The sequence below is a fragment of the Oerskovia rustica genome (assembly GCF_014836555.1).
GTDB classification, from domain to species: Bacteria; Actinomycetota; Actinomycetes; order Actinomycetales; family Cellulomonadaceae; genus Oerskovia; species Oerskovia rustica.
The window spans coordinates 45,865-72,403 of sequence record NZ_JACSQQ010000011.1; the positions used below are offsets into that span (position 1 = coordinate 45,865).

At 74.4% G+C, this 26,539-nt stretch carries 23 protein-coding genes; 13 read left to right on the forward strand and 10 right to left on the reverse strand.

Annotated elements, in window-relative coordinates:
- Window positions 1-26: 26 nt before the first annotated feature.
- The 3 genes from acs to H9652_RS08255 form a co-directional block, all read right to left on the reverse strand.
- Window positions 27-2,057: an acetate--CoA ligase gene (acs, locus tag H9652_RS08245; RefSeq protein ID WP_191795826.1), complete on the reverse strand. Its 2,031-nt coding sequence runs from the start codon at window positions 2,055-2,057 to the stop codon at window positions 27-29.
- Window positions 2,058-2,411: 354 nt separating this feature from the next.
- Entirely contained in the window at window positions 2,412-3,815 is a 1,404-nt protein-coding gene (locus H9652_RS08250) for an NAD-dependent malic enzyme (protein ID WP_191795827.1), read from the reverse strand.
- 391 nt (window positions 3,816-4,206) lie between these two features.
- Complete coding sequence (locus H9652_RS08255; RefSeq protein ID WP_191795828.1) at window positions 4,207-5,082, reverse strand: HAD family hydrolase; 876 nt, start codon at window positions 5,080-5,082, stop codon at window positions 4,207-4,209.
- A gap of 176 nt (window positions 5,083-5,258) precedes the next feature.
- Between H9652_RS08255 and H9652_RS08260 the strand changes: the two genes are divergently transcribed.
- The 5 genes from H9652_RS08260 (at window position 5,259) to H9652_RS08280 (ending at window position 10,204) form a co-directional block, all read left to right on the forward strand.
- Window positions 5,259-6,884, forward strand: a complete 1,626-nt coding sequence (locus tag H9652_RS08260; RefSeq protein WP_191795829.1) for an FAD-dependent oxidoreductase — start codon at window positions 5,259-5,261, stop codon at window positions 6,882-6,884.
- Window positions 6,885-7,027: 143 nt separating this feature from the next.
- Window positions 7,028-7,801 (forward strand): septum site-determining protein Ssd, encoded by a 774-nt coding sequence (gene ssd / locus H9652_RS08265; protein WP_191795830.1) that lies wholly within the window; start codon window positions 7,028-7,030, stop codon window positions 7,799-7,801.
- A complete protein-coding gene (locus H9652_RS08270) occupies window positions 7,798-8,955 on the forward strand; it encodes a TadA family conjugal transfer-associated ATPase (RefSeq protein ID WP_191795831.1) in 1,158 nt (385 codons plus the stop codon). The genes ssd and H9652_RS08270 overlap by 4 nt, the downstream gene beginning before the upstream one ends.
- Window positions 8,952-9,611 carry a hypothetical protein gene (locus H9652_RS08275; protein ID WP_318244049.1) on the forward strand — a complete coding sequence of 220 codons (660 nt, stop codon included), beginning with the start codon at window positions 8,952-8,954 and terminating at the stop codon, window positions 9,609-9,611. Before H9652_RS08270 ends, H9652_RS08275 begins: the two co-directional genes overlap by 4 nt.
- Window positions 9,608-10,204, forward strand: coding sequence for a type II secretion system F family protein (locus H9652_RS08280; protein WP_318244050.1), 597 nt, complete (start codon window positions 9,608-9,610; stop codon window positions 10,202-10,204). Before H9652_RS08275 ends, H9652_RS08280 begins: the two co-directional genes overlap by 4 nt.
- A gap of 35 nt (window positions 10,205-10,239) precedes the next feature.
- Here the strand turns inward: H9652_RS08280 and H9652_RS08285 are convergent, their stop codons facing one another.
- From H9652_RS08285 to H9652_RS08295, 3 genes are read right to left on the reverse strand one after another with little or no spacing between them, the layout of a single operon-like run.
- Window positions 10,240-11,517: an RNA polymerase sigma factor gene (locus H9652_RS08285; RefSeq protein WP_318244051.1), complete on the reverse strand. Its 1,278-nt coding sequence runs from the start codon at window positions 11,515-11,517 to the stop codon at window positions 10,240-10,242.
- A gap of 22 nt (window positions 11,518-11,539) precedes the next feature.
- A complete protein-coding gene (locus tag H9652_RS08290) occupies window positions 11,540-11,878 on the reverse strand; it encodes a YciI family protein (protein ID WP_191795893.1) in 339 nt (112 codons plus the stop codon).
- A gap of 12 nt (window positions 11,879-11,890) precedes the next feature.
- The gene (locus H9652_RS08295; protein WP_191795832.1) at window positions 11,891-12,301 is read right to left on the reverse strand and encodes a YciI family protein; all 411 of its coding nucleotides are present in this window, start codon (window positions 12,299-12,301) and stop codon (window positions 11,891-11,893) included.
- Between the two features lie 157 nt (window positions 12,302-12,458).
- Between H9652_RS08295 and H9652_RS08300 the strand changes: the two genes are divergently transcribed.
- From H9652_RS08300 to H9652_RS08315, 4 genes are all read left to right on the forward strand, one after another.
- The gene (locus H9652_RS08300; protein WP_191795833.1) at window positions 12,459-13,415 is read left to right on the forward strand and encodes an alpha/beta fold hydrolase; all 957 of its coding nucleotides are present in this window, start codon (window positions 12,459-12,461) and stop codon (window positions 13,413-13,415) included.
- Window positions 13,416-13,579: 164 nt separating this feature from the next.
- Window positions 13,580-13,792, forward strand: coding sequence for a DUF4244 domain-containing protein (locus H9652_RS08305; RefSeq protein WP_138826155.1), 213 nt, complete (start codon window positions 13,580-13,582; stop codon window positions 13,790-13,792).
- A 2-nt stretch (window positions 13,793-13,794) separates the two neighbouring features.
- A complete protein-coding gene (locus H9652_RS08310) occupies window positions 13,795-14,175 on the forward strand; it encodes a TadE family type IV pilus minor pilin (protein ID WP_318244052.1) in 381 nt (126 codons plus the stop codon).
- Entirely contained in the window at window positions 14,172-14,525 is a 354-nt protein-coding gene (locus H9652_RS08315; protein WP_191795835.1) for an Rv3654c family TadE-like protein, read from the forward strand. Before H9652_RS08310 ends, H9652_RS08315 begins: the two co-directional genes overlap by 4 nt.
- Before the next feature lie 84 nt (window positions 14,526-14,609).
- Here H9652_RS08315 and H9652_RS08320 read toward each other — a convergent pair whose 3' ends face one another.
- Together H9652_RS08320 and H9652_RS08325 are read right to left on the reverse strand one after the other, a co-directional pair.
- Window positions 14,610-17,312 carry a DEAD/DEAH box helicase gene (locus tag H9652_RS08320; protein ID WP_225227950.1) on the reverse strand — a complete coding sequence of 901 codons (2,703 nt, stop codon included), beginning with the start codon at window positions 17,310-17,312 and terminating at the stop codon, window positions 14,610-14,612.
- A 304-nt stretch (window positions 17,313-17,616) separates the two neighbouring features.
- Window positions 17,617-18,990, reverse strand: coding sequence for a M18 family aminopeptidase (locus H9652_RS08325; RefSeq protein ID WP_191795836.1), 1,374 nt, complete (start codon window positions 18,988-18,990; stop codon window positions 17,617-17,619).
- A 51-nt stretch (window positions 18,991-19,041) separates the two neighbouring features.
- Here H9652_RS08325 and H9652_RS08330 point away from each other — a divergent pair, with 51 nt between their 5' ends.
- The gene (locus H9652_RS08330) at window positions 19,042-19,800 is read left to right on the forward strand and encodes a putative protein N(5)-glutamine methyltransferase (RefSeq protein WP_191795837.1); all 759 of its coding nucleotides are present in this window, start codon (window positions 19,042-19,044) and stop codon (window positions 19,798-19,800) included.
- Window positions 19,801-19,851: 51 nt separating this feature from the next.
- Window positions 19,852-20,991 (forward strand): 23S rRNA (uracil(747)-C(5))-methyltransferase RlmC, encoded by a 1,140-nt coding sequence (rlmC, locus tag H9652_RS08335; protein WP_191795838.1) that lies wholly within the window; start codon window positions 19,852-19,854, stop codon window positions 20,989-20,991.
- 19 nt (window positions 20,992-21,010) lie between these two features.
- On the opposite strand, the gene H9652_RS08340 is transcribed toward rlmC, so the two are convergent.
- Both H9652_RS08340 and H9652_RS08345 read right to left on the reverse strand, forming a co-directional pair.
- Complete coding sequence (locus H9652_RS08340) at window positions 21,011-21,871, reverse strand: SWIM zinc finger family protein (RefSeq protein ID WP_191795839.1); 861 nt, start codon at window positions 21,869-21,871, stop codon at window positions 21,011-21,013.
- On the reverse strand, window positions 21,868-24,780 hold the full coding sequence (locus H9652_RS08345) for a DEAD/DEAH box helicase (RefSeq protein WP_191795840.1): 2,913 nt from the start codon (window positions 24,778-24,780) through the stop codon (window positions 21,868-21,870). The genes H9652_RS08340 and H9652_RS08345 overlap by 4 nt, the downstream gene beginning before the upstream one ends.
- 191 nt (window positions 24,781-24,971) lie before the next feature.
- Between H9652_RS08345 and H9652_RS08350 the strand changes: the two genes are divergently transcribed.
- Entirely contained in the window at window positions 24,972-25,739 is a 768-nt protein-coding gene (locus H9652_RS08350) for a TetR/AcrR family transcriptional regulator (RefSeq protein WP_318244053.1), read from the forward strand.
- Window positions 25,736-26,530, forward strand: a complete 795-nt coding sequence (locus H9652_RS08355; protein ID WP_191795842.1) for a DUF998 domain-containing protein — start codon at window positions 25,736-25,738, stop codon at window positions 26,528-26,530. Before H9652_RS08350 ends, H9652_RS08355 begins: the two co-directional genes overlap by 4 nt.
- Window positions 26,531-26,539 lie beyond the last annotated feature (9 nt).

Sequence of the window (26,539 nt, forward strand, 5' to 3'; positions counted from 1 at the left end):
GCGGGGGCCCCCACGCCCCTCAGGGCTCAGTCCTCCGAGCCCGCCGGCTTCGCCAGACCCGACGCGATGAGCGTCATGACGGACGAGTCCGCGAGCGTCGTCGCGTCCCCGACCGCGCGGTTCTCGGCGACGTCGCGCAGCAGGCGGCGCATGATCTTGCCGGACCGCGTCTTGGGCAGCTCGGGGACCACGAGGATCTTGCGGGGCTTCGCGATGGGCCCGATCTCCTTGGCCACGTGGTTGCGCAGCTCGAGCTCGACCGCGGCGGCCCCCTCCGGGTCCGCCGCACGGGCCGCGTGCTCGCCGCGCAGGATGACGAACGCGACGACGGCCTGCCCGGTCAGCTCGTCCGTGGCGCCCACGACCGCGGCCTCGGCGACGAGCGGGTTCGAGACCAGCGCGGACTCGATCTCCGTGGTCGACAGGCGGTGGCCCGAGACGTTCATGACGTCGTCGACACGGCCGAGGAGCCAGATGTCGCCGTCCTCGTCCTTCTTGGCGCCGTCGCCCGCGAAGTAGATGCCCTGGAAGCGGGACCAGTAGGTGTCCTTGAAGCGCTCGAGGTCTCCCCAGATGCCGCGCAGCATGGACGGCCACGGCTCCGACAGGACGAGGTAGCCGCCGCCACCGTTCGGGACGGGCTGCGCGTTGTCGTCGACGACGTCCGCGACGATGCCCGGCAGCGGGACCTGGGCCGAGCCCGGCTTGGTCGCCGTGACGCCCGGCAGAGGCGAGATCATGATCGCGCCGGTCTCGGTCTGCCACCACGTGTCGACGATCGGGGCCTTGTCGCCGCCGATGACGCGGCGGTACCACATCCAGGCCTCGGGGTTGATGGACTCTCCGACGGAGCCCAGGACGCGCAGGCTCGTGAGGTCGTACTTGTTCGGGATCTCCTCGCCCCACTTCATGCAGGCGCGGATCGCGGTGGGGGCCGTGTAGAAGATCGAGACCTTGTACTTCTCGATGATCTCCCACCAGCGGCCCTGGTGCGGGGAGTCGGGCGTGCCCTCGTAGATGACCTGGGTCGCGCCGTTGAGCAGCGGTCCGTACGTCACGTAGGAGTGACCCGTGACCCAGCCGATGTCCGCGGTGCACCAGTAGACGTCGGTCTCGGCCTTGAGGTCGAACACGTTCTTGTGCGTGTACGACGCCTGCGTCAGGTAGCCGCCCGTCGTGTGCAGGATGCCCTTGGGCTTCCCGGTGGTGCCGGACGTGTAGAGGATGAACAGCGGGTGTTCGGCCTCGACCCACACGGGCGTGTGCTGGACGTCGGCCGCCTCGAGGGCGTCGTGCCACCAGACGTCGCGTCCCTCGGTCCACTCCACGTCCTGCTCGGTGCGCCGCACCACCAGGACGTGCTGGACCGTCGTGGCCTCGGCGCCCTCCTTGGGTGCGAGGGCCTCGTCGACCGCGGGCTTGAGGGCCGACGCGGCACCACGGCGGTAGCCGCCGTCCGCGGTGATGACGACCTTGGCCTCGGCGTCCGCGATGCGGCTGCGCAGCGCGTCGGCCGAGAACCCGCCGAAGACCACGGAGTGCGGGGCGCCGATGCGGGCGCAGGCCAGCATCGCGACGACGGCCTCGACGATCATGGGCAGGTAGATGACGACACGGTCGCCCGTGGTCACGCCGAGAGCGCCCAGGGCGTTGGCCGCGCGCGAGACCTCGCGCTGCAGGTCCGCGTAGGTGACGGTGCGGGTGTCGCCCGGCTCGCCCTCGAAGTGGATCGCGACGCGGTCGCCGTTGCCCGCCTCGACGTGACGGTCCACCGCGTTGTACGCCGCGTTGAGGGTGCCGTCGGCGAACCAGCGGGCGACCGGGGCGTTCGACCAGTCGAGCGTCTCGGTGAACGGGGTCCTCCACGACACGAGGTCGGTGGCCTGGCGTGCCCAGAACGCGAGACGGTCTGCCTCGGCCTCCTCGTACAGCGAGGCCTGGGCGTTGGCCTGGGCGGCGAACTCGGGGCTGGGCGGGAAGCTGCGCTCCTCGTGGAGGAGGTTCTCCAGACCCGGCGACTCGGGCTGCCCGTCGACCTGGTTCTCGGTGGTGGTCACATTCTCAGGCACTCTTACCTCCGGTGCGCATCGACTCTGGTGCGGGGCTCGTGACGTGAGATCCCCTCCGCCCGCGAGGCGGCGGAAGGGTGCGAGACACGTCGAGCGACGGGGCCTGTCCTGCCCCGACTGGGCGAGTCTAGACCCCATCGGGTGACCGGGGTCACTGTTTCTCGAAATGGGAGAAGGTGCTGACAAAAGCCCACAAGTCGTCGCACTCGTGTCCGCCCTGCGGGAACCGCCACGGGAGGAAGGGCATCGGGCCACGCCGAGTGTGCACCTCGGGCTGTCCCCAGGCGCGAGCAAGAGCCCGAACTGCACACTCGGCGAGCGGGCCCGTGTCGACGCGTGCCGTCAGGACGCGGCGGCCTCCTCCGCACGGGCCGCGGCCTCGACCGCGGCCGCCACGACCGTCGTGACCTCGGGGTTGAACACGCTCGGCACGATGTACGTCGGATTGAGCTGGTCCTCGTGGATCGTCGACGCGAGCGCGCGGGCCGCCGCGAGCAGCATGGTGTCGGTGATCTTGTGCGACTGGGCGTCGAGCAGGCCGCGGAACACCCCGGGGAACGCGAGCACGTTGTTGATCTGGTTCGCGAAGTCGCTGCGGCCCGTGCCGACGATCGCGGCGTGCTGCGCGGCCTCGACCGGGTCCACCTCCGGGGTGGGGTTGGCCATCGCGAACACGATCGAGTCCGGTGCCATGGTCGCGATGTCGTCGCCCGTGAGGATGTCCGGGGCGGAGACGCCGATGAAGACGTCGGCCCCCGCGAGCGCCTCGACGAGCGTGCCGCTCACGCGACGCGGGTTGGTGCTGATCGCTGTCCACGCGAGCGCGGGCGACAGGCCCGGGCGGTCGGGGTGGACCACGCCCTCGACGTCCGCGACCACGACGTCGTGCGCGCCCGCGGCCAGGAGCAGCTTGAGGACCGCCGTGCCCGCGGCGCCAGCGCCCGAGAGCACGATCCGCACCTCGGCCAGGTCCTTGCCCACGACCTTGAGCGCGTTCGTCAGCGCGGCGAGCGCGACGATCGCCGTACCATGCTGGTCGTCGTGGAACACGGGGATGTCGAGCTCGGCGCGCAACCGGCGCTCGATCTCGAAGCAGCGCGGCGCCGAGATGTCCTCGAGGTTGATCCCCGCGAAGACCGGCGCGATGGCCTTGACCGTGCGCACGATCTCGTCGGTGTCCTGCGTGTCGAGCGCGATGGGGAACGCGTCGATGTCCGCGAAACGCTTGAAGAGCGCGGCCTTGCCCTCCATGACGGGCAGTGACGCGAGCGGTCCGATGTCCCCGAGGCCCAGCACCGCCGACCCGTCCGTGACGACCGCGATCGTGTTGCGCTTGATCGTCAGGCGGCGCGCGTCCTCGGGGTGGGCCGCGATGGCTTCGCACACGCGCGCGACGCCCGGCGTGTAGATCATCGACAGGTCATCACGGTTGCGGATCGGGACCTTCGACTCGATCTGGAGCTTCCCGCCCAGGTGCAGCAGGAACGTACGGTCCGAGACCCGCTCCACGCTGACCCCGTGCAGCACGCGCAGGGCCTCGACGATCTCCTCGGCGTGCGACTCGCCGCGCGTCGCGACCGTCACGTCCACCGAGATGCGCTCGTGGCCCGACGCCGTGACGTCGAGCGCCGAGACGATCCCGCCGGTCTGCTCGATCGCGGTCGTGAGCTCGCTGACCGCGGTGGGCCTGGCCTCGACCTGGAGGCGGACGGTGATGGACGAGGAAACGCTCGGCGCTGAGGTCATGGAGCCAGGGTATTCGGCGCGGGGCCCGGACACGGGAACGGCGCCCCCGGAGGGACGCCGTGCTCGCCAGCGGGGCGAGGGTTAACAAGCGTGCTGCGAGGGTAGGTGCTGCAACGGGTCAAGCCCGGTCAGCCAGTCCTATGCGTGGACTTCTCGCGCGTGGGTTCCGCCCGCCCCTGGTGCTGTTGTCCCTCTTTGATACGCCTGCCCCCGGTGCCGCGCAAGGGGTGGGGAGCGGATCGCGGGAACCTCCACGAGGTGTTCGATCCCGAGCCGGGAGGACCCGGACAACGAGGACTCGGTTCGAACGCCGACGCCGTCGGGCGCCCCGCGCGACGCCCGGTGGTGAGCGGGTCTCGCGACCCGTGCTCCGCCGTCGGGCACGGGCTTCCTACGCGGCGGTGCCCTCCTGCGCCGCGCCGCCCGAGCGCCCGCGCACGGCCCGCCACACGAGCCACGCGACGACCACGGCCGTCACGGCGCCGCCGACCACGGCCGCGGTGCGCGGCGGGGAGAGCTGGGTGCGCAGCGTGACGGGGCGCGTGAAGGTGAGGGTGCCCCAGCCGCTCTCGCCCGCGAGGCGACGCAGGGTGCGGTCGGGGTTGACCGCGAACCCGTGCCCGACCTCGGCGAGCATGGGCGCGTCCGTGATCGAGTCCGAGTACGCGTAGGACGCGTCGAGGTCGTAGCCGTGCACCTCGGCGAGCTCACGGATCGCGATGGCCTTGTTCTCGCCGTACGCGTAGAAGTCGATCTCGCCCGTGTACCGTCCGTCGACGATCTCCATGCGGGTCGCGACGTAGTGGTCGGCGCCCAGGACCGCGGCGATGGGCTCGACGACCTCCGACCCCGAGGCGGACACGATCACGACGTCGTGGCCCCGGTCGTGGTGGCTCACGATGAGGTCGACGGCCTCCGCGTACACGACCGGGTCGATGTACTCGTGCAGCGTCTCCTCGACGATCTGGGACACGGTCCGCACGTCCCAGCCCGTCACGAGCGCGCTCAGGTGCGCGCGCATGCGCTCGGTCTGGTCGGCGTCCGCTCCGCCCACCATGTAGAGGAAGTGCGCGTAGGCGCTGCGCAGCACGTCGCCGCGGCTGATGAGCCCGCCCGCGTAGAAGGGCTTGGAGAAGGCCGCGGTCGACGACGTCGCGATGATCGTCTTGTCCAGGTCGAAGAACGCGGCGACCTTCCGCGGGCGCCCCTCGCGGGCGCCGGTCGTGGGGCGGTGGCCGGGCTGCGGTGAGTCCTGGGGATGGGTCACCCGGCGAGCCTAGCCGCAACCGGCGACCGGTGGGGCGGAATGTCCCGGTTCCAGGGTGGTCCCGAGGTGAGCGGATGTCGTGCGCACCGGGGCGCGGTACGTTCGCCGTGGACGGCTCCGCGGCACCGAGGCCGCGTCGCCGGTCACCCCTGTGACCCGGCCCGCTGGAGGCACGCATGATCACGCTCGCCGAGCTCCGCGCCGTCTCGATGTTCGAGCCACTGCCGCCCGAGCCGCTCGAGTTCCTCGTGGGCGCGGTCGAGGACATCCGCCTCCTGCCGGGGGAGTACTTCGCGCACGAGGGCGACGAGAGGGCGTTCTTCGTCGTGATCGAGGGCAGGGCCGAGATCACCAAGATGGTGGGTGGCACCGAGCGCGTGATCGGGGTGCGCACCCCCGGCATGTTCTTCGGCGAGGTCCCCATGACGTTGAGCACGGCGTTCCCCGCGAGCGGGCGGGCGACCGAGGCGTCCCGCATCATCAAGCTCGAGGCCGCCGTCTTCTACACCCTCGCGGCCATGGCGCCCTCCGTGCCGGACCACGTGGCGAGCCTCGCCCGCTCCTACCTCGACGCGCTCCAGGCGCACGCGTCGGAGAAGCCCGTCGCGGAGGCGTGCGTGATCGGCCCGCGGTTCGACGCGCGGGTCCGGGACCTCGCGACGTTCCTGACGCGCAACCACGTCCCGTTCGACCGGGTCGTGGTCGAGCCGGCGGACGAGCCCGACGGCCTCGCGCACCCCGTGCTCGAGCTCCGGGACGGGTCCCGGCTCGCCGACCCCGCGATGAGGGACGTCGCCCGCGCGGTGGGGCTCGCCGTCGAACCGGCGCACGACGAGTACGACGTCGTCATCCTGGGGGCCGGTCCCGCAGGGCTGACCGCGGCGGTCAACGCGGCCGCCGAGGGGCTGCGCACGCTCGTCGTCGAGAGCCTGGCCCCGGGCGGCCAGGCCGGGACCTCGACCCGCATCGAGAACTACACGGGCTTCCCGTACGGCATCTCGGGGGGCGACCTCGCGAGCCGCGCCCTCACCCAGGCGCAGCGCCTCGGGGCGGAGATCGTCGTGACGCGCACGGTCGGCGCGATCGACCCGGGCGCGCACCAGGTCGTCCTCGACGGCGGCGACACGCTCGTCGCTCCCGTGGTGATCGTCGCGACGGGCGTCGAGTGGCGCTCGCTCGCCCTGGCGTCGGTCGACCGCTTCCTCGGCAACGGCGTGTACTACGGGGCCGCGCGCAGCGACGCCGCGCTCGCGCAGGGGCAGGACGTCTGCATCGTCGGGGCGGGGAACTCCGCGGGGCAGGCAGCGATCTTCTTCTCGCGGCACGCCCGGTCGGTCACGATGCTCGTGCGCGGGCCGTCCCTCGGGGCGAGCATGTCGCGATACCTGATCGACCAGATCGCCGCGAACCCCGGCATCCGCGTCGAGACGCGGCACCAGATCACCGACCTGCACGGCGACGGGGCCCTCGGGTCCCTCGACGTGCTGGACTCCGCGACGGGGACCACGACCCGGCGCGCGCTGCCCGTCGTGTTCGTCATGATCGGCGCCGACGCGGTCACGGGCTGGCTCCCGCCCGAGGTCGCGCGCGACACGCACGGGTTCGTCCTCACGGGCGGGGACGCGGCGGCCGCGCCGGGGTGGACGGCCGACCGGCGACCGTTCGCGCTCGAGACGAGCGCTCCAGGGGTCTTCGCGATCGGCGACGTGCGCTCGGGCTCGGTCAAGCGCGTCGCGGCGGGGGTCGGCGAGGGCGGAATGGCGATCGCGTACGCGCACCAGTACCTCGCGCTCGAGCGCTGAGTCCGGGGCGTCCCGCGCGGTCGACCACAGGTGCCGCGCGGCCCGGGTTTTCCACAGGTCCGACGACGCAGCCCCCACGTACCGGCTTCTCGCCCCAGGATGGACCCGGCCCGGTCCCGGGCCGGCGACAGGGGGGAACGTCCATGGGCAGGGCAGTGGCAGCCGTGGTGGGTGCGATCGGCGCACGTGGCGGGGCAGGGACGAGCACGGTGACAGCGGCGCTCGCGGACGGGCTGCGGCGGGCAGGACGGCGCACCGTGCTCGTGGACCTCGAGACACGAGGCGGCGGGATCGACGTGCTGCTCGGCATCGACCACCGGGACGGGCCCCGCTGGTCCGACCTGCGCGACGCGCGCGGCGCCGTCGACGGTCCCGCGCTCGCCGGGCTCCTGCCCACGTGGCGGCACGTACCGGTCCTCAGCGCGCACCGCGCCGACCCCGTGATCCTCGACGACGGCGTGGTCGTGGACGTCTGCTCGGCCCTCGCCGACGCGTGCGACGTCCTCGTCCTCGACCTGCCGCGCTCGGTGCTGGACGGGGACGGGGCCGACTCCGCCGGCACCGGGAACGCGGCCCTCGTGGGGGCCTGCGACACGCTCCTCCTCGTGACCCCGCTCGACCTGCCGTCGGTCGCCGGGGCCGTCGCGACCGCGGCGCTCGCGACCCGGCACGGCGCCGGGCGCGCCCTGCGCCTCGTGGCACGGCGACCCGCACCCGGGCGCCTCGACCCGTGGGACGTGAGCGACGTCGTCGGGCTGCCGCTCGCCGCGGTCGTCCCCTGGGACCGTGGGCACGCCGCGCGTGTCGAGCGCGGCGAGGGACCCGACGTCCGGGCCCGGCGACCCCTCGGCCGTGCCGGGAGCGAGCTGGCCGTCGCGGTCGGTGGGGCCGGCGTCGCGTCGCGGGGCGCCGCGTGACCGGCGCCGCGCTCGACGACGCCCTGCTCGCCGAGGTGCGCGGGCAGCTCGTCGGGGGCGCCCCGGCAGACGACGCCCAGCTCCACGCGGCCCTGCGCGGCTCGGGCCGGGTGCTCGGCAGCACCGCGCTCGCGGACCTGACCCGGCGCGCCCGCGCCGAGCTCTACGGTGCCGGGCCGCTCCAGCCCCTGCTCGACGACCCCGAGGTCACCGACGTCCTCGTCAACTCACCCGCGGAGGTGTGGGTCGACCGTGGTGCGGGGCTCGAACGGGTCCCTCTGCACCTGGGGAGCCCCGCACAGGTGCGGGCGCTCGCGGTCCGGCTGGCCGCCGCAGGCGGGCAGCGGCTCGACGACGCGAGCCCGCTCGTCGACGCCCGGCTGCCAGACGGCACGCGCCTGCACGCCGCGATCGCGCCCGTGTGTGAGTCCGGGGCCGTGATCTCGCTGCGCGTGCTCCGCTCCCGGGCTTTCACGCTCGACGAGCTCGTCGACTCAGGAGGCCTGCACCGGTGCTGGGCGCCCGTGCTCCGACGCCTCGTGACGGAACGCGCCAACATGCTCGTCTCGGGCGGCACGGGAACGGGCAAGACGACCCTGCTCGCGGCGCTCCTGTCCCTCGTCCCCGGGCACGAACGGATCGTGTGCGTCGAGGAGGCCCGCGAGCTCGTGCCCGACCACCCGCACGTGGTACCCCTCACCGCCCGACGCCCTAACGTCGAGGGGGCCGGTGCCGTCGACCTCGCCGACCTGGTCCGCAACGCGCTGCGCATGCGACCCGACCGCATCGTCCTGGGCGAGTGCCGCGGCGCCGAGGTCCGTGAGGTCCTCATGGCGCTCAACACGGGGCACGACGGCGGCCTCGCCACGATCCACGCCAACGCGGCGGCCGTGGTCCCCGCACGCCTCGAGGCGCTCGCCGCGCTCGCGGGCATGCCGCGCGAGGCCGTCGCGGCCCAGGCCGCCGGTGCGCTCGACGTGGTCCTGCACCTGCGGCGGTCCGGGCGGGTGCGGTACCTCGCCGAGATCGGGGTCGTGCGGCGCGACGCCCGCGGAGAGCTCGTGGTCGACCCCGTCGCGACCTGGGACCGCGAGCAGGACCCGGTCTACGGGGCCGGGTGGGACGCGTTCGTCGACCGGTGGGGCGGGGCGTGAGCCTCGGCCTGCTCGTCGCGTGCGTGGTGTGGGTCGGGCTCGCGCCGCCCGGGCGGTCCGCGGTGGAGGTCGCCGGTGGGCGTCCGGCCCGCGGAGTCCGAGGAGCCCGGCTGTTCGCGTGGCGGCGCACGGCAGCGACGTCCTCGGTGCGTCTCGTCGTCGCGCACGTCGCCTCGCTGCTGCGTGCAGGGGCCGCCCCCGGAGCCGCCTGGGTCTCGGCCGCCGGGGTACGCGTCGACCAGCAGGGGGTGCCCGACCGCGGCGACCTGCTCGCCGTGGTGGGGGCCCGCGGATCGGTCGAGGCCGAGGGACAGGTCGCCGCGGTCGTCGGGGCGAGCCGACTGGCCGCCGACGTCGGCGCGCCGCTCGGCGAGGTCCTGGAGTCGATCGCGCGGGCGCTCGCGGCCGAGTCCGAGGCCCGGGCCGACCGAGAGGCCTCGCTCGCGGGACCCGCCGCGACGGCGCGCGTGCTGCTGTGGCTGCCGCTCGTCGGGGTGCTGCTCGGGGTCGCGCTGGGGGTGGACCCGCTCGCGACGGCACTCGGCGGGGGCGTGGGGTCTGCCGGGCTGCTCGCGGGCGCGGTGCTCCTCCTCGTCGGTCGTCGGTGGTCGGGGCGTCTCGTGGCACGAGCCCGTGCGGTGGGGGCGCCGCCGTGAGCGCGTGGTCCCCGGTCGTCGACTGGCCCGTGGTCGTCGCGGTCGCGTGCGGGTGCCTCGTCGCGTCGAGCGCGTGGTGGGTCGCGCGGGCGGGTGTCGGGGTGCGGCTCGACGAGCTCACGAGGGGTGGGCGTGCGGCGGGGAGCCGGACAGGGCCCGCGGGCCCCGTGGAGATCGGAGTCCTGCTCGAGCTGCTCGGGGCCGCGGTCCGGGCCGGGACGAGCGTCCCGCGTGCGCTCGGGGCCGTGGGGCAGGCCATCGGAGGGCCCGACGGCGCCGCGCTCGCCCGCGCGGGGGCTGCGGTCGTGCTCGGCGCAGGGTGGGCCGAGGCGTGGGTCGGCGCGCCTGCCCGGTTGGCCGTGGTGCAGTCTGCGCTGGGGCTCGCGTGGGAGCAGGGAGCGGCGCCGGGGGAGGCGTTGCGCGCGGCGGGCGAGCAGCTGCGCAGCGACCAGCAGGCCGCTGCGCGTCAGGCCGCGGCGCGGCTCGCGGTGCACCTCGTGCTGCCGCTCGGCGTGTGCTTCCTGCCGGCGTTCGTCCTCATCGGTCTGCTGCCCGTGCTGCTGTCGCTGGGGGGCGGGGTGCTGGGGAACTGAGCGGCTTGGGGTCACCGACGCGGCGCATGCAGGGATCACCGCCGTGCGGCCGCGCGCACCTCGGCCAACCGCCGCGCCAGGTGCTCACGCTCGGCCGCGTTGCCGCAGCGCCGGACGGCCTCCTCGAAGAACGCGGCGGCCTCCGCCGGCCGGGCGGCCCGCGCCAGCAGCTCGGCCCGCGTCGCGGGCAGCCGGTGGTTCGTCCGCAGGACCTCGTCGATGCCCTCGAAGTCGTCGATCAGTGCGAGGGCGGCGACCGGCCCCTGGGCCTCGGCGACCGCCACCGACCTCGCGAGCCGCACCATGGCCGAGCCCGTGGCCACCTCCAGCTCCGCGTACAGGTCGGCGATCGCACCCCAGTCGGTGTCGGTGGCACGTCCCGCGACAGCGTGCGCGGCGGCGATCGACGCCTGGAGGCGGTACTCGTGCGCGAGGCCCGCGACGTCGTCGGGCACGGACGCGAGCAGCGCGAGGCCCGACGTGATCTCCTCACCGTGCCACCGCGACCTGTCCTGGTCCGCGAGCAGCACGAGCGACCCGTCCGCCGCGGTCCGTGCGTCCCGGCGCGAGTGCTGGAGCACCATGAGCGCCAGCAGCGCACGCACCACCGGGCGGTCCGGCAGCAGCTCGTCGAGCAGGCGACCCAGGCGGATCGCCTCGCCCGCGAGCGCGACCCGCAGGACGTCGGTCCCCGTGCCCGGCGCGTAGCCCGCGGTGAAGGTCAGGTACAGGACCGAGGCGACGTCGTCGAGCCGCTCGCCCAGCCGCTCGGGCGGCGGGACCTCGAACGGGATGCCCGCCGCGACCAAGCGCTTCTTCGCGCGCGTCAGGCGAGCGGCCATGGTCGAGTCCTGGACCAGGAAGAGGCGCGCGATGTCCGGGACCGGCAGACCCGCGACGAACCGCAGCGTCAGCGCCGTGCGCGCCTCGACAGACAGCGCCGGGTGGCAGCACGAGAACACGAGCCGCAGCCGTTCGTCGGGCAGGTGCGCGCCGTCGTCGGGCGGGCCGGGCACTCGCTCCGAGGCGTCCGCCGCGGACCTCGCCGCCACGATCATGAGCGGGACCTTCTGGACGGCGACAGCCTCCGCGCGCAGGCGGTCGAGGACCCGCCGCCCGGCCGCGGTGCGCAGCCAGGCGGCGGGGGAGTCCGGCACGCCGTCGGCGGGCCAGGTGCGGGCCGCAGCGGCGAACGCGTCCGCGAGCGCGTCCTCGGCGAGGTCGGGGCGGCGGTAGCGCGCGATGAGCATCGCGAGCAACCGCGCCCAGTGCTCCCGCCAGGCGGCCGAGAGCGCGTCGCCCGCCTCCGTCACCCGTGGTCTCCGAGGCGCCGGCTCACAGGTCGTCCACGTCCACGACCGGGCGCAGCTCGACCGTGTACTGCGGCAGGAGGGCGACGGCCTCGATCGCGGTGTCGATGCTGGGCAGGTCCGCGAGGTAGACCCCGCCGAGCTGCTCGGTCAGCTCGGCGTACGGGCCCTCGGTCACGACGACGTCGCCACCGCGGCGCCGGACCGTGGTCGCCGCCGAGACCGTGCTCAGCGCCTCGGCGGCCTCCAGCGTCCCGCGCTCATGGAGGAACGCCGCGAACTGGTCGTGCTGCACCATGTACCGGGACCGCTCCTCCGCGGAGGCCGCGGCCCAGACCTGCTCGTCCTCGTACAGCAGGAACATGACCTTCACGGGTCAGACCTCCACGCCGGCGGTCGACGCGACGGCAGCCTCGGGGTCGGTCGCGCCGTCGGTCCCGCCGTGGTCGACCGTGGGGCGGATCTCGTACGTGCAGCCGTCGCCCGCGAACACCTCGTCGATGATCGTCGCGAGCCCGGGGAGGTCGTCGCTCACGACCAGGTAGAGGCCGCCGATCTGCTCGGCGAGCTCGGTGAACGGGCCCTCGGTCGTCCCGACGCCCGGGCGGACCAGGGTCGCCGTCCCGGCAGCCTCGAGCTCGACGCCGCCCGTGATGCGGTGCCCCTCGGCGACGACGCGGCGCGAGAACTCGTCGTGCTGGGCCATGATCTCCGCGGCCAGGTCCGGACGCATCGCGGGCGTGCCGTCCTCCGGGGCGTGGATGAGGATCGCGTACTCGGTGCTCATGATTCCTCCAGATGAGTGGGTGGTGGGTCCTTCATCACGATGACGCGTGACCACCGACGGAATCGACAGCCGCTGCCGACCAGTCTCGCGGGAAGAGGTGGCGGTCGCGCGGAGAACCGGACACGGGTTGACCGGTACCCGTGTGCACCATGGCGGCATGAACCCACCGAGTCACCGTCTCCCCGACTTCCCCGAGCCCACCCTGGTAGCCGTCAACGGCGTGGAGCTCGAAGTCTTCGAAGCAGGCAGGCACAACGCGGGGCGGCCCGTCGTGCTGTGCCACGGCTGGCCGGAGCACGCCTACTCCTGGCGCCACCAGGTGCCCGCACTCGTCGCCGCGGGCTATCACGTCATCGTCCCGAACCAGCGCGGCTACGGCGGCTCGTCCCGGCCGGCCGACGTGACCGAGTACGACATCGAGCACCTGTCCGGAGACCTGGTCGCGCTCCTCGACCACTACGGCTACGAGGACGCCACGTTCGTCGGTCACGACTGGGGAGCGTTCGTCGTCTGGGGGCTGACCCTGCTGCACCCCCACCGGGTCAACCGGGTGATCAACCTGAGCCTGCCCTACCAGGAGCGTGGTGAGCGGCCTTGGATCGAAGTCATGGAAGAGGCGCTGGGCGGGGACTTCTACTTCGTCCACTTCAACCGCCGGCCGGGCGTCGCGGACGCCGTGCTCGACGAGAACGCGTCCCGGTTCCTGCGGAACCTGTACCGGAAGAACGAGCCGCTCAGAGCGCCCGAGCCGGGCATGGCATTGATGCAGCTCGCCAGGGCGGAGGTGCCGCTCGGCGAGCCCGTCATGAGTGACGCCGAGCTGGCCGTCTTCGTGGCCGCCTTCGAGGCGACAGGCTTCACGGGCAGCATCAACTGGTACAGGAACCTCGACCGCAACTGGCGCCTGCTCGCTGACGTGGACCCCGTCGTCAAGCAGCCCGCGCTCATGATCTACGGCTCCAGGGACATGGTCGCGAGGTCGGAGAGGCTCGCCGAGCTCGTGCCCGACGTGGACGTGGTCGACCTGGACTGCGGTCACTGGATCCAGCAGGAGCTGCCGGAGGAGACGAACCGGATGATCCTCACCTGGCTGGCGCAGCAGGACGCAACCTAGCGGCTCGGGAGGGGCCTGGTGGGAGGGGCCTGGCCGTCCACAGGCCGTCTGCGGGGCCCTCGCTCCACAGCGGCGCCGCTCGGTCCAGCGGGCCGGGTCTCGGGCCCGCCACAGTGGGCGGCACGGCGCGCGACAGGCGGGCCACGGACCCGGAGGAGACACCCATGAAGGCTGTGCACGGAGCGAGAGCGGGGTGGGCGGGGCTGCTCGCTCGCGTCCGCGGCGAGGACCCGGAGGCCGGTCTCGCGACCGCCGAGTACGCGGTGGCGACCATCGCGGCGGTCGGGTTCGCCGGGCTGCTCATCGCGATCCTCAAGAGCGGCGAGGTGCGCGAGATGCTGCTCGGCATCATCCAGCGCGCCCTGTCGATCGGATGAGGGTGACGGCCACCAGTGCGCGGTGGCGGCTCGGGCGCAGGTTCCGCGACCGTGAGCGCGGCACCGTGACCGCCGAGCTCGCGCTCGCGCTGCCTGCGGTCGTCCTCGTGCTGGTGGCCGTCCTCACGCTCGCCGCGGCGGCGAACGCACAGCTCCAGGCAGCCGACGCCGCGCGCGCCGCCGCCCGGGCCGTCGCGATCGGCGAGGACGACGCGGCGGTGCGCGCCGTCGTCGGGCAGGTGGCCGGGCCCGACGCCACGGTGACCGTGGCGCGCGGCGACCCGTGGGTCGAGGTGCGGGTCGCCCAGCCCGTGGTCGGCGGCTGGTTGTCGCGCTCGCCGCTCCAGGCGCGCGGGGCGGCGGTCGCGTGGAGCGAGCCGTGAGGCCGCGCGACCGCGGCTCGGGAACCGTGCTGGCGCTCGGCCTCATCGCGGTCGCCCTGGTGCTGGGGCTCGCCCTCGCGGCGCTCGCCTCGGCCCAGGGGGCCCGCGGCAGGGCGCAGGCGGCGGCCGACCTCGCAGCGCTCGCCGCGGCGACCGCCCTCCAGCGAGGGTGGGAGGCCTGCCCGACGGCGCGGGAGACCGCGGAGCGCAACGGCGCCGTGGTCGTGGCCTGCGACGAGCAGGGGGACGGCGTCGTCCGGGTCGACGTCACGCGCGAGGCGAGGGGGTGGGCCGGGGTGCTGGGCACCGCGCGGGCCGCGGCACGCGCGGGACCCGCGTCGGCGCGGTGAGCGGTCGCCGACCGGTGAGTGCATGACTCGGCTGCGACACACCCGGCGAGTCGTGGCCGAATCATGCACTCAGCGCACGAGGCGTCAGTCGGACGGCGCGTAGGCGAGCACCGCGTCGAGCAGGCGGACCGCCGCGGCCTTGTCGAGCGGGTTGTTGAAGTTGCCGCACTTGGGTGACTGCACGCACGCCGGGCAGCCGTCCGCGCAGGGGCAGCGTGCGATCGCGGCCCGGGTCGCGCGCAGCCACGTCGCGCCCAGGTGGAACCCCCGCTCGGCGAAGCCCGCACCGCCGGGGTACGCGTCGTACACGAACACCGTCGCCTGCTCGGTGTCCACGTGCATCGCCGTCGAGACCCCGCCCAGGTCCCAGCGGTCGCACGTCGCGAGCAGGGGCAGGAGCCCGATCGACGCGTGCTCGGCCGCGTGCAGCGCTCCCGGCGCGGTGTCGGCGTCGATGTCCGCGGCCTCGAGGACCTCGGCCGGGACGGTCCACCACACGGCGGTCGTCGGGAGCGTGTGCTCGGGCAGGTCGAGCGGTTCGGTGCCCAGGATCTGCAGGTCCGGCAGGCGCCGGCGCTGGAAGCTCACGACCTGGCTCGTCACCTCGACAGGGCCGAAGCCCCAGCCGATGGGTCCCCACCAGCGCTGGATCGCGGGGTGCGCGGTGTCGTTCGGGGACGCCCCCTGCAAGACGGACGGCTGGTCGCCCGGGGTGGGCTCCGCCGTCGGGCCGTCGCTCGGGGCGTCGACGGGGTCCGTGGCAGGGACCGCCGCCGGGGCCTCGCCCGGCTCCTCGTCGCGGACGCCGTGGATCGCGATCTCCGTGACGGAGCGCGACCACGTCCCGAAGTCGACGTCCCGGCGGGCGACGAGCGCGACGCCGTCCCGCAGGTCGAGCGACTCCACGACGTAGCTCACGCCCTGGTGGACGTAGACCGCGCCGTCGTGGACCGAGCCGTCGGCCGAGGCCGCGTCGACCGTGCCGAGCAGGCGTCCGGTGCCGGCCTCGACGACGCGCACGGGCGAGCCGCCCGAGCCGCGCAGGTCCGTCATCGCGGCAGCCGACCGAGCGTGCGTCCAGTACCACCCGGACGCCCGACGGCGCAGCGCACCCCGTGCGACCAGCACGCCCAGGAGCTCGGTCACCGCGGCGGCGTCGCCGAACTGGGGGAGGTCGGACTGCCGGAGCGGGACCTCCGCGGCGGCCGCGCACAGGTGCGGCGCGAGGACGTACGGGTTGGCAGGGTCGAAGACGGTGGCCTCCAGGGGCGCCGCGAAGATCGCCTCGGGGTGGTGCACGAGGTAGGTGTCGAGCGGGTCCTCGCGCGCGACGAACGCGACCAGGCCGTCTGCCCCGGCGCGCCCCGCACGCCCGGCCTGCTGCCAGACCGACATGCGCGTGCCCGGCCACCCCGCGATGAGCACCGCGTCGAGGCCCGAGATGTCGACCCCGAGCTCGAGCGCGTTGGTCGTCGCGAGGCCGCGGATCGCGCCGCTGCGCAGCGCCTGCTCGAGCCCCCGGCGCTCCTCGGGGAGGTAGCCGCCGCGGTAGGCCGCGACGCGGCGCGCGAGCTGGGGCGAGACGACGCGCAGGTGGTCCTGGGTCTGGGTCGCGACGGCCTCGGCGCCGCGGCGCGAGCGCGTGAACGCGAGCGTGCGGGCACCTGCCGCCGTGAGGTCGGCCAGGAGGTCCGCGGCCTCGGCCGTCGCGGACCGGCGCGGACGCTCGGGGGAGTCGCCCGGGGTCGCGGGCTCGTCGGGGTCGCTCGTCAGGCCCAGCTCGTCGTGGGCCGTGGGGTCGATCAGCAGGGCCTCGGCGAGGGCCGCGTCGGCTGCCGGGTCGTTCGCCGCCGCCGCCCTGGCCTGCGCGGCCTCGTAGCCCAGGACCTCGGGTGGCTGCCACAGTGCGAACGTCTTGCGTCCGGCCGGGCTCGTGTCGGCGTCGACCGTGACGATCTGCTCGGGCGGGACCCCGATGAGCCGGCCCGCGCTCACGGCGGGGTCGGCCGTCGTGGCTGACGCGACGACGAACGTGAGGCCCCGAGCGGGTACGTCGTCAGCAGCGGGCCGGACGATCCCCCGGCGTGGCGCCGACGACCCGGTGCGGGACGTCGCGGGCGCCGACGCGTAGTGCGTCGCGAGCCGTGCGAGGCGCCGCAGCACCAGGGCCACGTGCGCCCCGAACACGCCCCGGTAGGAGTGCCCCTCGTCGACGACGACGTAACGCAGGTTGCTCAGGAAGCGTGTCCAGCGCCGGTGGTTGGGCAGGAGCGCGAAGTGCAGGAAGTCGGGGTTGGTCAGCACGACGTCCGCGTACTCCTGCACCCACTTGCGCTCCTCGAACGACGTGTCGCCGTCGCACGTCGAGACCTTGACGTCGTTGGCGCGCGAGGCGTCGAGGAGGCGTTGGAGGCCGTCGACCTGGTCGGCCGCCAGGGCCTTGGTCGGGCTCAGGTAGAGGACCGTGCCGCGCGTGCGGGCGCTCTCGATCCGGCCCGGGGCCAGGGTCTCGGCGGCGCGGTCCGCGCGCACCGCGGTGAGCGCGGGCAGCCAGAACGCCAGCGACTTGCCCGAGCCGGTCGACGTCGCGAGCGCGACGTGGCGCCCCGACCAGGCGGCCTCGGCGGCCTCGACCTGGTGCGACCACGGGCGCTCGACGCCCATCGAGCGGTAGCCCGCGACGAGCGACGCGTCGGCCCAGCCGGGCCAGTCCGCCTGCTGCCCGGGGCGACCGGGCAGGTGCTCGACGTGCGTCAGCCGGTCGGCACGACGGCCGCCCGCGAGCAGGACGTCGAGGAGGGCACCGGGCCGGTCGGAGAAGGACTGACGGCCGCTGCTCGTCCCCGGACGTCTGGCGCCCGCCGTGTCGTCCGACGCGGCGTCCGGTTCCGGGGTTCGCGACGGGCTGGGCACGTCTCAGAGTCTCCCACCTGGCACCTGCGGGCGCCGAACCGTCGAGCGGGCGCTGCCCCGAGGGCGACGAGGTAGAACGTTCCGCGCGACGTAGTGCGCGAGGGGTTCTACCTCGCGCACTACGTTCTACCTCGGCGACGTGGCGACGTGGCGACGTGGTGACGGACGTCCGCCGGTCTCAGCCGGCGAACACCTGCGCGATCGCGCGGGACAGGTAGTACGGGTCCGCGACGGCCGTGAGCTCGCGCGCCGAGTGCATCGAGAGGATGGGCGCGCCGACGTCGACCGTCCGGATGCCGAGGCGGGTCGCGGTCAGCGGCCCGATCGTCGAACCGCACGGCACCGTGTTCTCCGAGACGAACTCCTGGCTCGGGACCCCGGCCGCCGCGCAGGCCGCGGCCCAGGCCGCCGCCCCGTGGGCGTCGGTCGCGTACCGCTGGTTGGCGTTGATCTTGAGGATCGGGCCACCGCCCGCCACGGGGCGGTTCGCCGGGTCGTGCCGCTCCGGGTAGTTGGGGTGGACCGAGTGCCCGACGTCGCTCGACACGCACAGCGACCCGGCGAGCGCGCGGTGCCGGTCCTCGTCGCTCGCCCCGGACCCGCCGCTGATGCGCGACAGGACGTCCGCGAGGAACGGCCCGCTGGCCCCCGAGCGCGTCTCGCTGCCGATCTCCTCGTGGTCGAACGCCGCGAGGACCGCGATCGGCGCCTCGCCGCCCGGGGGCTCGGTCGCGGTCCCTGCCGCCACCTCCAGCAGCGCGACGAGTCCTGCGTGCACCGAGAGCAGGTTGTCGAGCCGTCCCGACGCGAGCAGCTCCTCGTGCGCGCCGAAGATCCGCGGCGCCTGGGTGTCTGCGACGACGAGGTCGTACCCGCCGACCTCTGCTGCCCGGATCCCCGCGTGCTCGGCGAGGAGCGCGAGCAGGTCGGCGTCGGGGGCACCGAGCGCCCCGAGACCCCACACGGGCTGGGTGTGGCGCTGCTTGTCGAGCTTGAGGCCGTCGTTCGCGGCGCGGTCGAGGTGGATCGCGAGCTGCGGGATGCGGAGCAGGGGGCCTGTCCGCACGAGGTGGCTGCGGCCGTCGAGCGTCACGAGCCGCCCGGCGAGCTCGAGCTCGCGGTCGAGCCACGAGTTGAGCAGTGGCCCGCCGTAGACCTCGACGCCCGCCTGCCACCAGCCCTCGCGGCCCGTGGTCGGCCTGGGCTTGAGCTTGAAGCCGGGGGAGTCGGTGTGCGCGCCGAGGATCGCGAAGGGCGTCGTCCGGTTCGCGCCCGCGGGCGTGACCCACGCGATGACGGCACCGTCACGCACGACGACGTAGCGGCCCCCGGCGGTCGGGTGCGGCCAGGCGTCGGCCTCGTCGAGCAGCGTGAAGCCTGCCTCGAGGGCGCGGCGTGCGACCTCGTGGGCCGCGTGGAACGACGAGGGCGAGGCCTCGACGAATCGCGCGAGGTCCTCCGCGTGGGCTCGCGCCTGCGGGGACGGGCCCCGTGGGGTGGCGGCCACGGGGGAGGTGGGACGGGCGGGGGCGGGGGCTGCGTCGTCGGGCATGGGTCCATTGTCCGCCCGCGAGCGGGGCCGGGTAGTAGCGTGAGTCCCCCCATGAGCCCGTCAGACGTCGTGTCCACCCTGCGTGCAGCGGGGTGCGTGTTCGCGGAGGAGGAGGCCGACCTTCTCCGTTCGGCCGCGACGTCCGCGGCCGAGCTGGACGCCATGGTGGCGAGCCGGGTGGCGGGCCTGCCTCTGGAGCAGGTCCTCGGTTGGGCGGAGTTCTGCGGGCTGCGCATCCTGGTCGAGCCGACGGTGTTCGTGCCGCGACGACGCACGGAGCTCCTCGCGTCGCTCGCGAGCGGGCTCACGGGCGAGCGCGCGACGGTCGTCGACCTGTGCTGCGGCACGGGCGCGCTGGGGGCGGTGCTGATCGCGAGGCACCCGGGCATCGACCTGCACGCCGCGGACATCGATGCCGCCGCGGTGCGCTGCGCCCGCCGGAACCTTGATGGACAAGTGTACGAGGGCGACTTGTACAACGCCCTGCCGGCGCGGCTGCGCGGGGGCGTCGACGTCCTCGTCGTCAACGCCCCCTACGTCCCGACCGGTGCGATCGAGACCATGCCACCCGAGGCGAGGATCCACGAGGCCCGCGTCGCGCTCGACGGCGGCCACGACGGCCTCGACGTGCACCGCCGCGTCGCCGCCGAGGCGTCGGTCTGGCTGGCCCCCGGCGCCCACCTCCTGATCGAGACGAGCGAGCGACAGGCGCCGGTCGCGATCGGGCTCTTCGAGCGTGCGGGACTTCAGGCGCGCGTCGAGACCGACGACGAGCTCGGGGCGACGGTCGTGATCGGCGAGAAGCCGTAGCGCCTCGGGACGGGGCCGTCCCGCGCAGGCCCGGCCCGTAGAATCAGGGAAATGCAGTGCCCTCACTTCGACGCCCACGAGTGCCGTTCGTGCACCCTCATGGGCCAGGGCTACGCCGCGCAGCTCGCCGACAAGCAACGGCACGCGGGCGAGCTCCTCGCGGCACACACCGACCTGCGGTGGGAGCGACCGGTCGCGAGCCGCGAGTCGGGCTTCCGCAACAAGGCCAAGATGGTCGTGGGCGGCACGGTCGAGCGCCCGACGCTCGGCATCCTCGACGGGGGCGGACGCGGCGTCGACCTCCAGGACTGCGGCCTCTACCCGGCCGATCTCCAGGCCGTCTTCCCCGTCCTCGCGCACTTCGTCACCCGGGCGGGCCTCACGCCCTACGACGTGGCGACGCGGCGCGGCGAGCTCAAGAACGTGCTGGTCACGCAGTCCCCGGCCGGCGAGCTCATGGTGCGCTTCGTGCTGCGCTCGCAGGAGCCGGTCTCTCGCCTGCGCAAGCACCTGCCGAGCCTGCTCGACGCGCTGCCGCAGGCGCGCGTGGTGTCGGCCAACATCCTGCCCGAGCACAAGGCAGCGCTCGAGGGCGAGCAGGAGATCCTCCTGACCGAGGCGGACACGCTGACCATGCGCGTCAACGGGATCGAGATGCACCTGCGTCAGCAGAGCTTCTTCCAGACCAACACCGAGGTCGCCGCGGCCCTGTACCGACAGGGTCGCGAGTGGGTCGACGAGGCCGCGCCGGACAGCGTCTGGGACCTGTACTGCGGCGTGGGCGGCTTCGCGCTCCACTGTGCGACGCCTGGTCGTGAGGTGGTCGGGATCGAGTCGAGCCGCGAGGCGATCGTGAGCGCCGAGCGCAGCGCGGCCCAGGCCGGGCTCGACGACGTGACGTTCGCGGCCGGCGACGCCACGGCGTTCGCCCTCGCGGCCCAGCACGTCCCCGACCTCGTGATCGTGAACCCGCCGCGGCGCGGGATCGGCGCCGAGCTCGCGGGGTGGCTCGAGTCCTCGACCGTTCAGCAGGTCGTCTACTCGAGCTGCAACGCGGTGTCGCTGGCCCGCGACCTCGCTGCCATGCCGTCGCTGCGCCCCGTGCGGGGCCGCGTCCTGGACATGTTTCCGCAGACCACGCACTACGAGGTCATGGTCCTGCTCGAGCGCACGGATCAGGCGCCGGTCTGAGGCTCGTGCCGCGGGGCCGTCAGCGGTCCAGCGCGGTGAGCCGCTCCGCCGCTGAGAGCGCGGCGGCGGCGAGCGCGGCGCGCAGACCGGTGAGGTCGACGGGTGTCCCGTCGGCCGTCCGGTCCGGCACGCCGGGCAGGAGGTCCGCGGCGGACGGGGGCTCGGGGACGTCGGGAGGTGTCGGCAGCTCGCCGAGGATCCGCCGGCCCGACGGCGCAGCGCCCGTTCCCTCGTTGCTCGCCGGGGCGCCGGTCGGGTCGGGCGCGCTGTCCACCGACGGGTCCGACGGCTCGGCGGCCGGCGCGGGCGACGAGAGCCCGCGCAGCGCGTCGAGGACCTGCTCGCGGGACCGCCCGCGCAGGAGGAAGAGCACGAACGGGTCGGCGTCGAGCAGCCAGCCCGCCTGGTAGCTCAGCGCTGCGGCGTGCAGGCAGGGGAGGTCCCAGGTGGGGCAGTCGCACTCCGGTTCGAGGTCGCCGATCCCCGGGAGCAGCGAGATGTCGGCGTCGACCGCGGCGGCGACGACGTCGCGGGGCATCTCGCCCGAGAGCAGCGCTGCGAGCCGCCCTGACCGGGACGCGAGGATGCGCAGGAACCGGTCCCACTCGTCGTCGGTCAGCGGTTCGAGCGAGACGACCGTGTGGTACATCTCGCCATCATCATCTTGTACACGCGCCTGGACGGCTCCTGGGCTGACCGTGATCGACCCCACGCGCCCCGTCCGGGCGTAGGCGCGCCCCTTCTTGAGCGGCCCTGCGTCCAGGGCGAACTCCTCCATCGACCGGACCCAGGCACGTGCCCACCACGACTGGCCACGCCGGACGGCCCCTTTGGTCGCGGTGCCCGTCGGGGGGAAGGCGGGGAAGCCCACGGCGCTCACGGGCGCCTCCTCTCGTCGCCGCCGGGCGTTCGTCGGTCACCCTCGGCGGCAGGCACGTCGCCCTCGACGCTCCGCAGGGCGACCAGCTCGGCGAGGTCGGCGGTGCTCAGCTCGGAAATCGCTCCCTCGACACCGCCCGCCCCGAGCACGGCGTCGGCGAGCTCCCTCTTGGACTCGATCATGCGGGCGATGTGCTCCTCGATGGTTCCTTCGCTGGTCAGGCGGTGCACCTGGACGGGCCGTGTCTGCCCGATCCGGTACGCCCGGTCGGTCGCCTGCTCCTCGACGGCCGGGTTCCACCAGCGGTCGAAGTGGATGACGTGGTCGGCACGCGTGAGGTTGAGCCCGGTCCCCGCGGCCTTGAGCGAGAGCAGAAAGACGGGCGGCATCCCTTCGGCCGCCTGGAAGCGAGCGACCATCTGCTCGCGCTGCGCCACGGGCGTCCCGCCGTGCAGCAGCATCGTCGGCACGCCGCGCCGAGCGAGGTAGGACTCGAGGAGCCGGGCCATCGCGACGTACTGCGTGAACACGAGGATCGCGCCCTCCTCGGCGCGGACGGTCGTGACGAGCTCGGTGAACGCGTCGAGCTTGCCTGACCTCCCCGACAACCGAGGATCCTCCTCGTGCAGGTACTGCGCCGGGTGGTTGCAGATCTGCTTGAGGTGCGTGAGCAGGCCGCCGATCATGGCGCGACGCCCCATGCCCTCGGCCCGGTCGATCTCCGCGAGGGCCGATCGCACGGCATCCTCGTAGAGCCCGACCTGCTCGGCCGTGAGCGGCACCACCTGATCGGTCACGGTCTTGGGCGGCAGCTCGGGCGCGATCCCCGGGTCGGACTTGCGCCGCCGCAGCAGGAACGGCCGCACCAGGCGCGCGAGGCGTTCGGCGAGTACCGGGTCGCGGGTCCCTTCGATCGGGTCGGCCCAACGCCGCCGGAACTGCCCGCGCGTGCCCAGGAGGCCCGGGTTGAGCCAGTCCATGACGGCCCACAGCTCGGTGAGGTTGTTCTCGACGGGCGTCCCGGTCAGCGCGACGCGGGCCGCGGCGGGGATCGTGCGCAGCGCCTTCGCGGTGCCGGACCCCGGGTTCTTGACGTGCTGCGCCTCGTCCGCGACGACGAGCCCCCAGCGGTGCGCCCCGAGCACGGGTGCGCTCCGCGAGGCGTCCGACAGGACGGTCCCGTAGGTCGTCAGCACGAACCCGTCGTCGACCCCGCGCAGGTCGCGTGACGCACCGTGGAATCGGCGCACCGCGACCCCGGGCGCGAACCGGCGGACCTCCTGCTCCCAGTTGCCCAGGAGGGAGGCGGGGCACACGACCAGGGTGGGCCCGGTGGCCGTGGCGCCCACCTGTGGCGGCGCGGCGTCGTCGGGCCGGGAGCGGTGCAGGTGCAGCGCGATCAGCGTGATCGTCTTGCCGAGTCCCATGTCGTCGGCCAGGCACGCGCCGAGCCCGAGCCCGGTCAGGCGCGCGAGCCAGCGCAGGCCGTCGAGCTGGTAGTCGCGCAGCGAGGCGTTCAGTCCTTCCGGTACGACGACGTCGCGCGCCGGGCTGGGGTCCTCGAGCTCGGCGCGGAGCCGGTCGAGCCACGGCGTCGGCGTCACGACCAGGTCGTGGTCGCCCACGCGGGCCACGCCCGTGAGCGCTGCGGAGACGGCGTCGAGCGCGGAGACGGGCTGGGCCGTGCGTCGGGTGGCCGCCTGCGCCGCGGCAGGATCGGCGAGGACCCATCGCCCGCGCAGCCGCACGACGGCGGAGCGCCCCTCGGCGTGGACGCGCGCCAGGTGCTCGCGCTCGGCCGCGGTGAGGCGGACCCCGTCGAGCGTGAGCTCGTGCGTGAGCGTCATGGGGCTCGACAGGGAGCCGGACGACGCGGAGGCGCCCCCGTGCGCGCCGGTCCGCAGCAGGGCGGGGAGCGCGCCGACCGCGTCGGGGGCCTCGGTCGGTGAGAACACCGCGACGGACCGGACCTGACCGGCGAGGCTCGCCGGCCACTCGACACCGACGCCGGTCGCGGCAAGCGCTGATGCCCCTTCGGCGAGGAGCTCGCGCACGTCGGCCGGGGCGAGGACGAGGCAGTCGGGGACCGGCCGGTCGAGCAGCCCGTCGAGCGGGGGCCAGGCGTGGGCTCCCGCACGCAGCCGGACCAGGACGTCCCCGACCGCCTCGCGGGCACCCGTGTCGGTGCGGGCGGACGCCCACAGCGCGTCCGCCGTCCGGGCCCCGTCGCGCCCGCGGACGACGACCGTCGCGAGCCAGTCACGGACGGCGAGGTCACCGTCGACGGACGGTTCGTCACCCTCGGCGGACGGGCCGCCTCCCTCAGCGAGCGGGCCGTCGTCCGGCAAGGGGGCGAGCCGGAGGGTCACGGTGACGCGAGGGTCGAGCAGCGCGGCGGCGTCGTGCGCCCATCCGGCGAGCTCGGCGTCGGCTGCACCGGGGGTCTCGTGCGGCGTCGTGTCGCCCGACGAGCCCACCAGCAGGCCGGCGGGCCCCTGGGGAACGTCGGCGGTCGTCGCGGCGCGCCGGACCCACGCGTCCGCGACGGCATCCATGACCTGTCGCACCGTGCTCGTGCGTGCCGCTCCGTGCATCGCGACGCCGTCGGTGCGCGTCCCGTCGTCGACGACGCGGTCCGCAGGCGTCCCGGTCCCGGCGCCGAGCGCCTCCGGGACGGCGACGTCGTCGGGCATCGCGTCCGCGAGGGCGTCCACACGGTCGAGGGCGGCGCCGTCGAGCGGGCCGACCCGCCAGCCCGCGCGGCCCGCGTCGAGCACGGGCACGAGACGACCGGCCGCGACGTGCCCGAGGGCCTCGGCGCACACTGCTCCCCAGAACACGTCGGCGGGGCTGCCGTCGCCCGCCGCCCAGGCGTCGAGCAGTCCGTCGAGCAGGTCGTCGGGCACCACCGCTGGTTCGTCGCTCGCCGGGTGGCCGACAGTTGGGCGTGGCGCTGGTCGCGGCACAGGGCCTCTTTCCTGGTGCGTCGTACGTCGATCTTCCGAGCGATCAACGTACGATGTACGCAGATCATTCCCGACAGGTCGGGCATCCGTCGAGCCCCTTCGATGATCCCCGATCGCTCACGAGGAGGCAGCCCGTGCCGACCCCGACGTCCCCCGCGACCCCTCGCGACCCCGCGCGCACCCTCGCGCTCCTGTGGGGCCTGCACGCCGACCGTGGCGCGAGGGGACCCCAGCAGTCCCGGACGCCCGACGAGGTGGCGCGGGCCGCCGTCGGGCTCGCGGACGCGGAGGGTGCGCTCGCCGGGCTGTCCATGCGCAAGGTGGCCGCCGAGCTCGGGATCGGCACCATGTCGCTCTACACCTACGTCCAGAACAAGGACGACCTCGTGGACCTGGTCGTCGACCGCGCGTACGGCGAGCTCTACCCGCAGGGCGAGGCGCGGGGTGCCACGTGGCAGGACCGGCTGCGGTCGGTGGCCCGCGCCAACTGGGACCTCTTCGCGGCGCACCCCTGGCTCCTCGACATCGACCTCGCGCGCCCTGTCCTCGGGCCGGGCGAGACCCGCAAGTACGACGTCGAGCTGCGGGCGATCGAGGGAGTCGGCCTCGACGACGTCGCGATGGACGCGACCGTGACGCTCGTCGTCGGGCAGGCGACCACCGCGGCGCGCCGTGCCCGCGCGGCCCGCCTCGCCCACGAGGAGAGCGGGCAGACCGACGACGAGTGGTGGACCGCGAACGCCCCGCTCCTCGAACGGATCAGCGAGATGAGCACGTTCGCCGTGGCCGGGCGCGTGGGCGCCACGGTCGGCGAGGCGCAGCAGTCCGCGTACTCGGCCGAGGCCGAGCTGGAGTTCGGGATCGACCGCATCGTCGCGGGCGTGCAGGCTCTGGTCGCGTGAGGGGGGCGCAGGCCGCCCGGACAGGGCCCACGAGCCGGCTCGTCACGGTCGCTCAGGTCCTCCTGACCCTTGCCGGGATCCTCTACGTGGGCGTCGTGCTGGAGGCGGCCGCCGGGTGGCCCCTCGACCCGACCCGTTCGTACCTGTCCGAGCTCGCGGCGCTCGACCAGCCGACGTCCGCGCTCTTCCGGGGGACCGATCTCGCCGCGGGCGCGCTCGTGGTCTTCGGGCTCGCGGTCCTGGGCGTCGCGTACCGGCGTCGGCGCGCGGCCGGGCACCCGGCAGCGACCCCCGTGCAGCGGGTCACGTTCTGGGCGCTCGTGGCGTTCGGGCTCGCGACCATGGCCGACGCCCTGCTGCCCCTCGACTGCGCGCTGTCCGTCGGGACCTGCGCCGCGCGCGAGGAGGCGGGAGCCGTGAGTGCTGCCCACCACGCGCACACGTTCTCGAGCGTCGCGTCGGGGATCGGCTCGTTCGTCGCGAGCGCGGGGATCGTGTGGCTCGCGCGGGCCCGACGTCGGACCCCCCTCGGGCTCTCGGCCCGCCTCGCGGGCGCCCTCGGGCCGGTCCTGGGGATCGTGACCGGCACGATCGGCATGTTCGGCAGCCCGTTGCCGCTCGGGACGGGGATCGCGCAGCGCGTACAGATCGTCGCGTTCTCGGTCGTCCTGGTGCTCGCGGTGCAGGTCCTGAGGATCCCGCAGCGCCGCTCGCGCCCCCGGGAGGACCGCACAGGGGAGGTGGGGACCGAACCCACAGCCTCCTCCGAGGCGAGTCCCAGGGACGCGTGATGGACTGGG

What these genes read in the sequence shown, in the direction of transcription:
- H9652_RS08325 (WP_191795836.1), bottom strand. Translation starts at nt 18,990, where the DNA reads ATGCCCGACGACGCAGCCCCCGCCCCCGCCCGTCCCACCTCCCCCGTG.
- rlmC (WP_191795838.1), top strand. Translation starts at nt 19,852, where the DNA reads ATGCAGTGCCCTCACTTCGACGCCCACGAGTGCCGTTCGTGCACCCTC.
- H9652_RS08305 (WP_138826155.1), top strand. Translation starts at nt 13,580, where the DNA reads ATGAAGGCTGTGCACGGAGCGAGAGCGGGGTGGGCGGGGCTGCTCGCT.
- ssd (WP_191795830.1), top strand. Translation starts at nt 7,028, where the DNA reads ATGGGCAGGGCAGTGGCAGCCGTGGTGGGTGCGATCGGCGCACGTGGC.
- H9652_RS08250 (WP_191795827.1), bottom strand. Translation starts at nt 3,815, where the DNA reads ATGACCTCAGCGCCGAGCGTTTCCTCGTCCATCACCGTCCGCCTCCAG.
- H9652_RS08295 (WP_191795832.1), bottom strand. Translation starts at nt 12,301, where the DNA reads ATGAGCACCGAGTACGCGATCCTCATCCACGCCCCGGAGGACGGCACG.
- H9652_RS08330 (WP_191795837.1), top strand. Translation starts at nt 19,042, where the DNA reads ATGAGCCCGTCAGACGTCGTGTCCACCCTGCGTGCAGCGGGGTGCGTG.
- H9652_RS08300 (WP_191795833.1), top strand. Translation starts at nt 12,459, where the DNA reads ATGAACCCACCGAGTCACCGTCTCCCCGACTTCCCCGAGCCCACCCTG.
- H9652_RS08290 (WP_191795893.1), bottom strand. Translation starts at nt 11,878, where the DNA reads ATGTTCCTGCTGTACGAGGACGAGCAGGTCTGGGCCGCGGCCTCCGCG.
- H9652_RS08260 (WP_191795829.1), top strand. Translation starts at nt 5,259, where the DNA reads ATGATCACGCTCGCCGAGCTCCGCGCCGTCTCGATGTTCGAGCCACTG.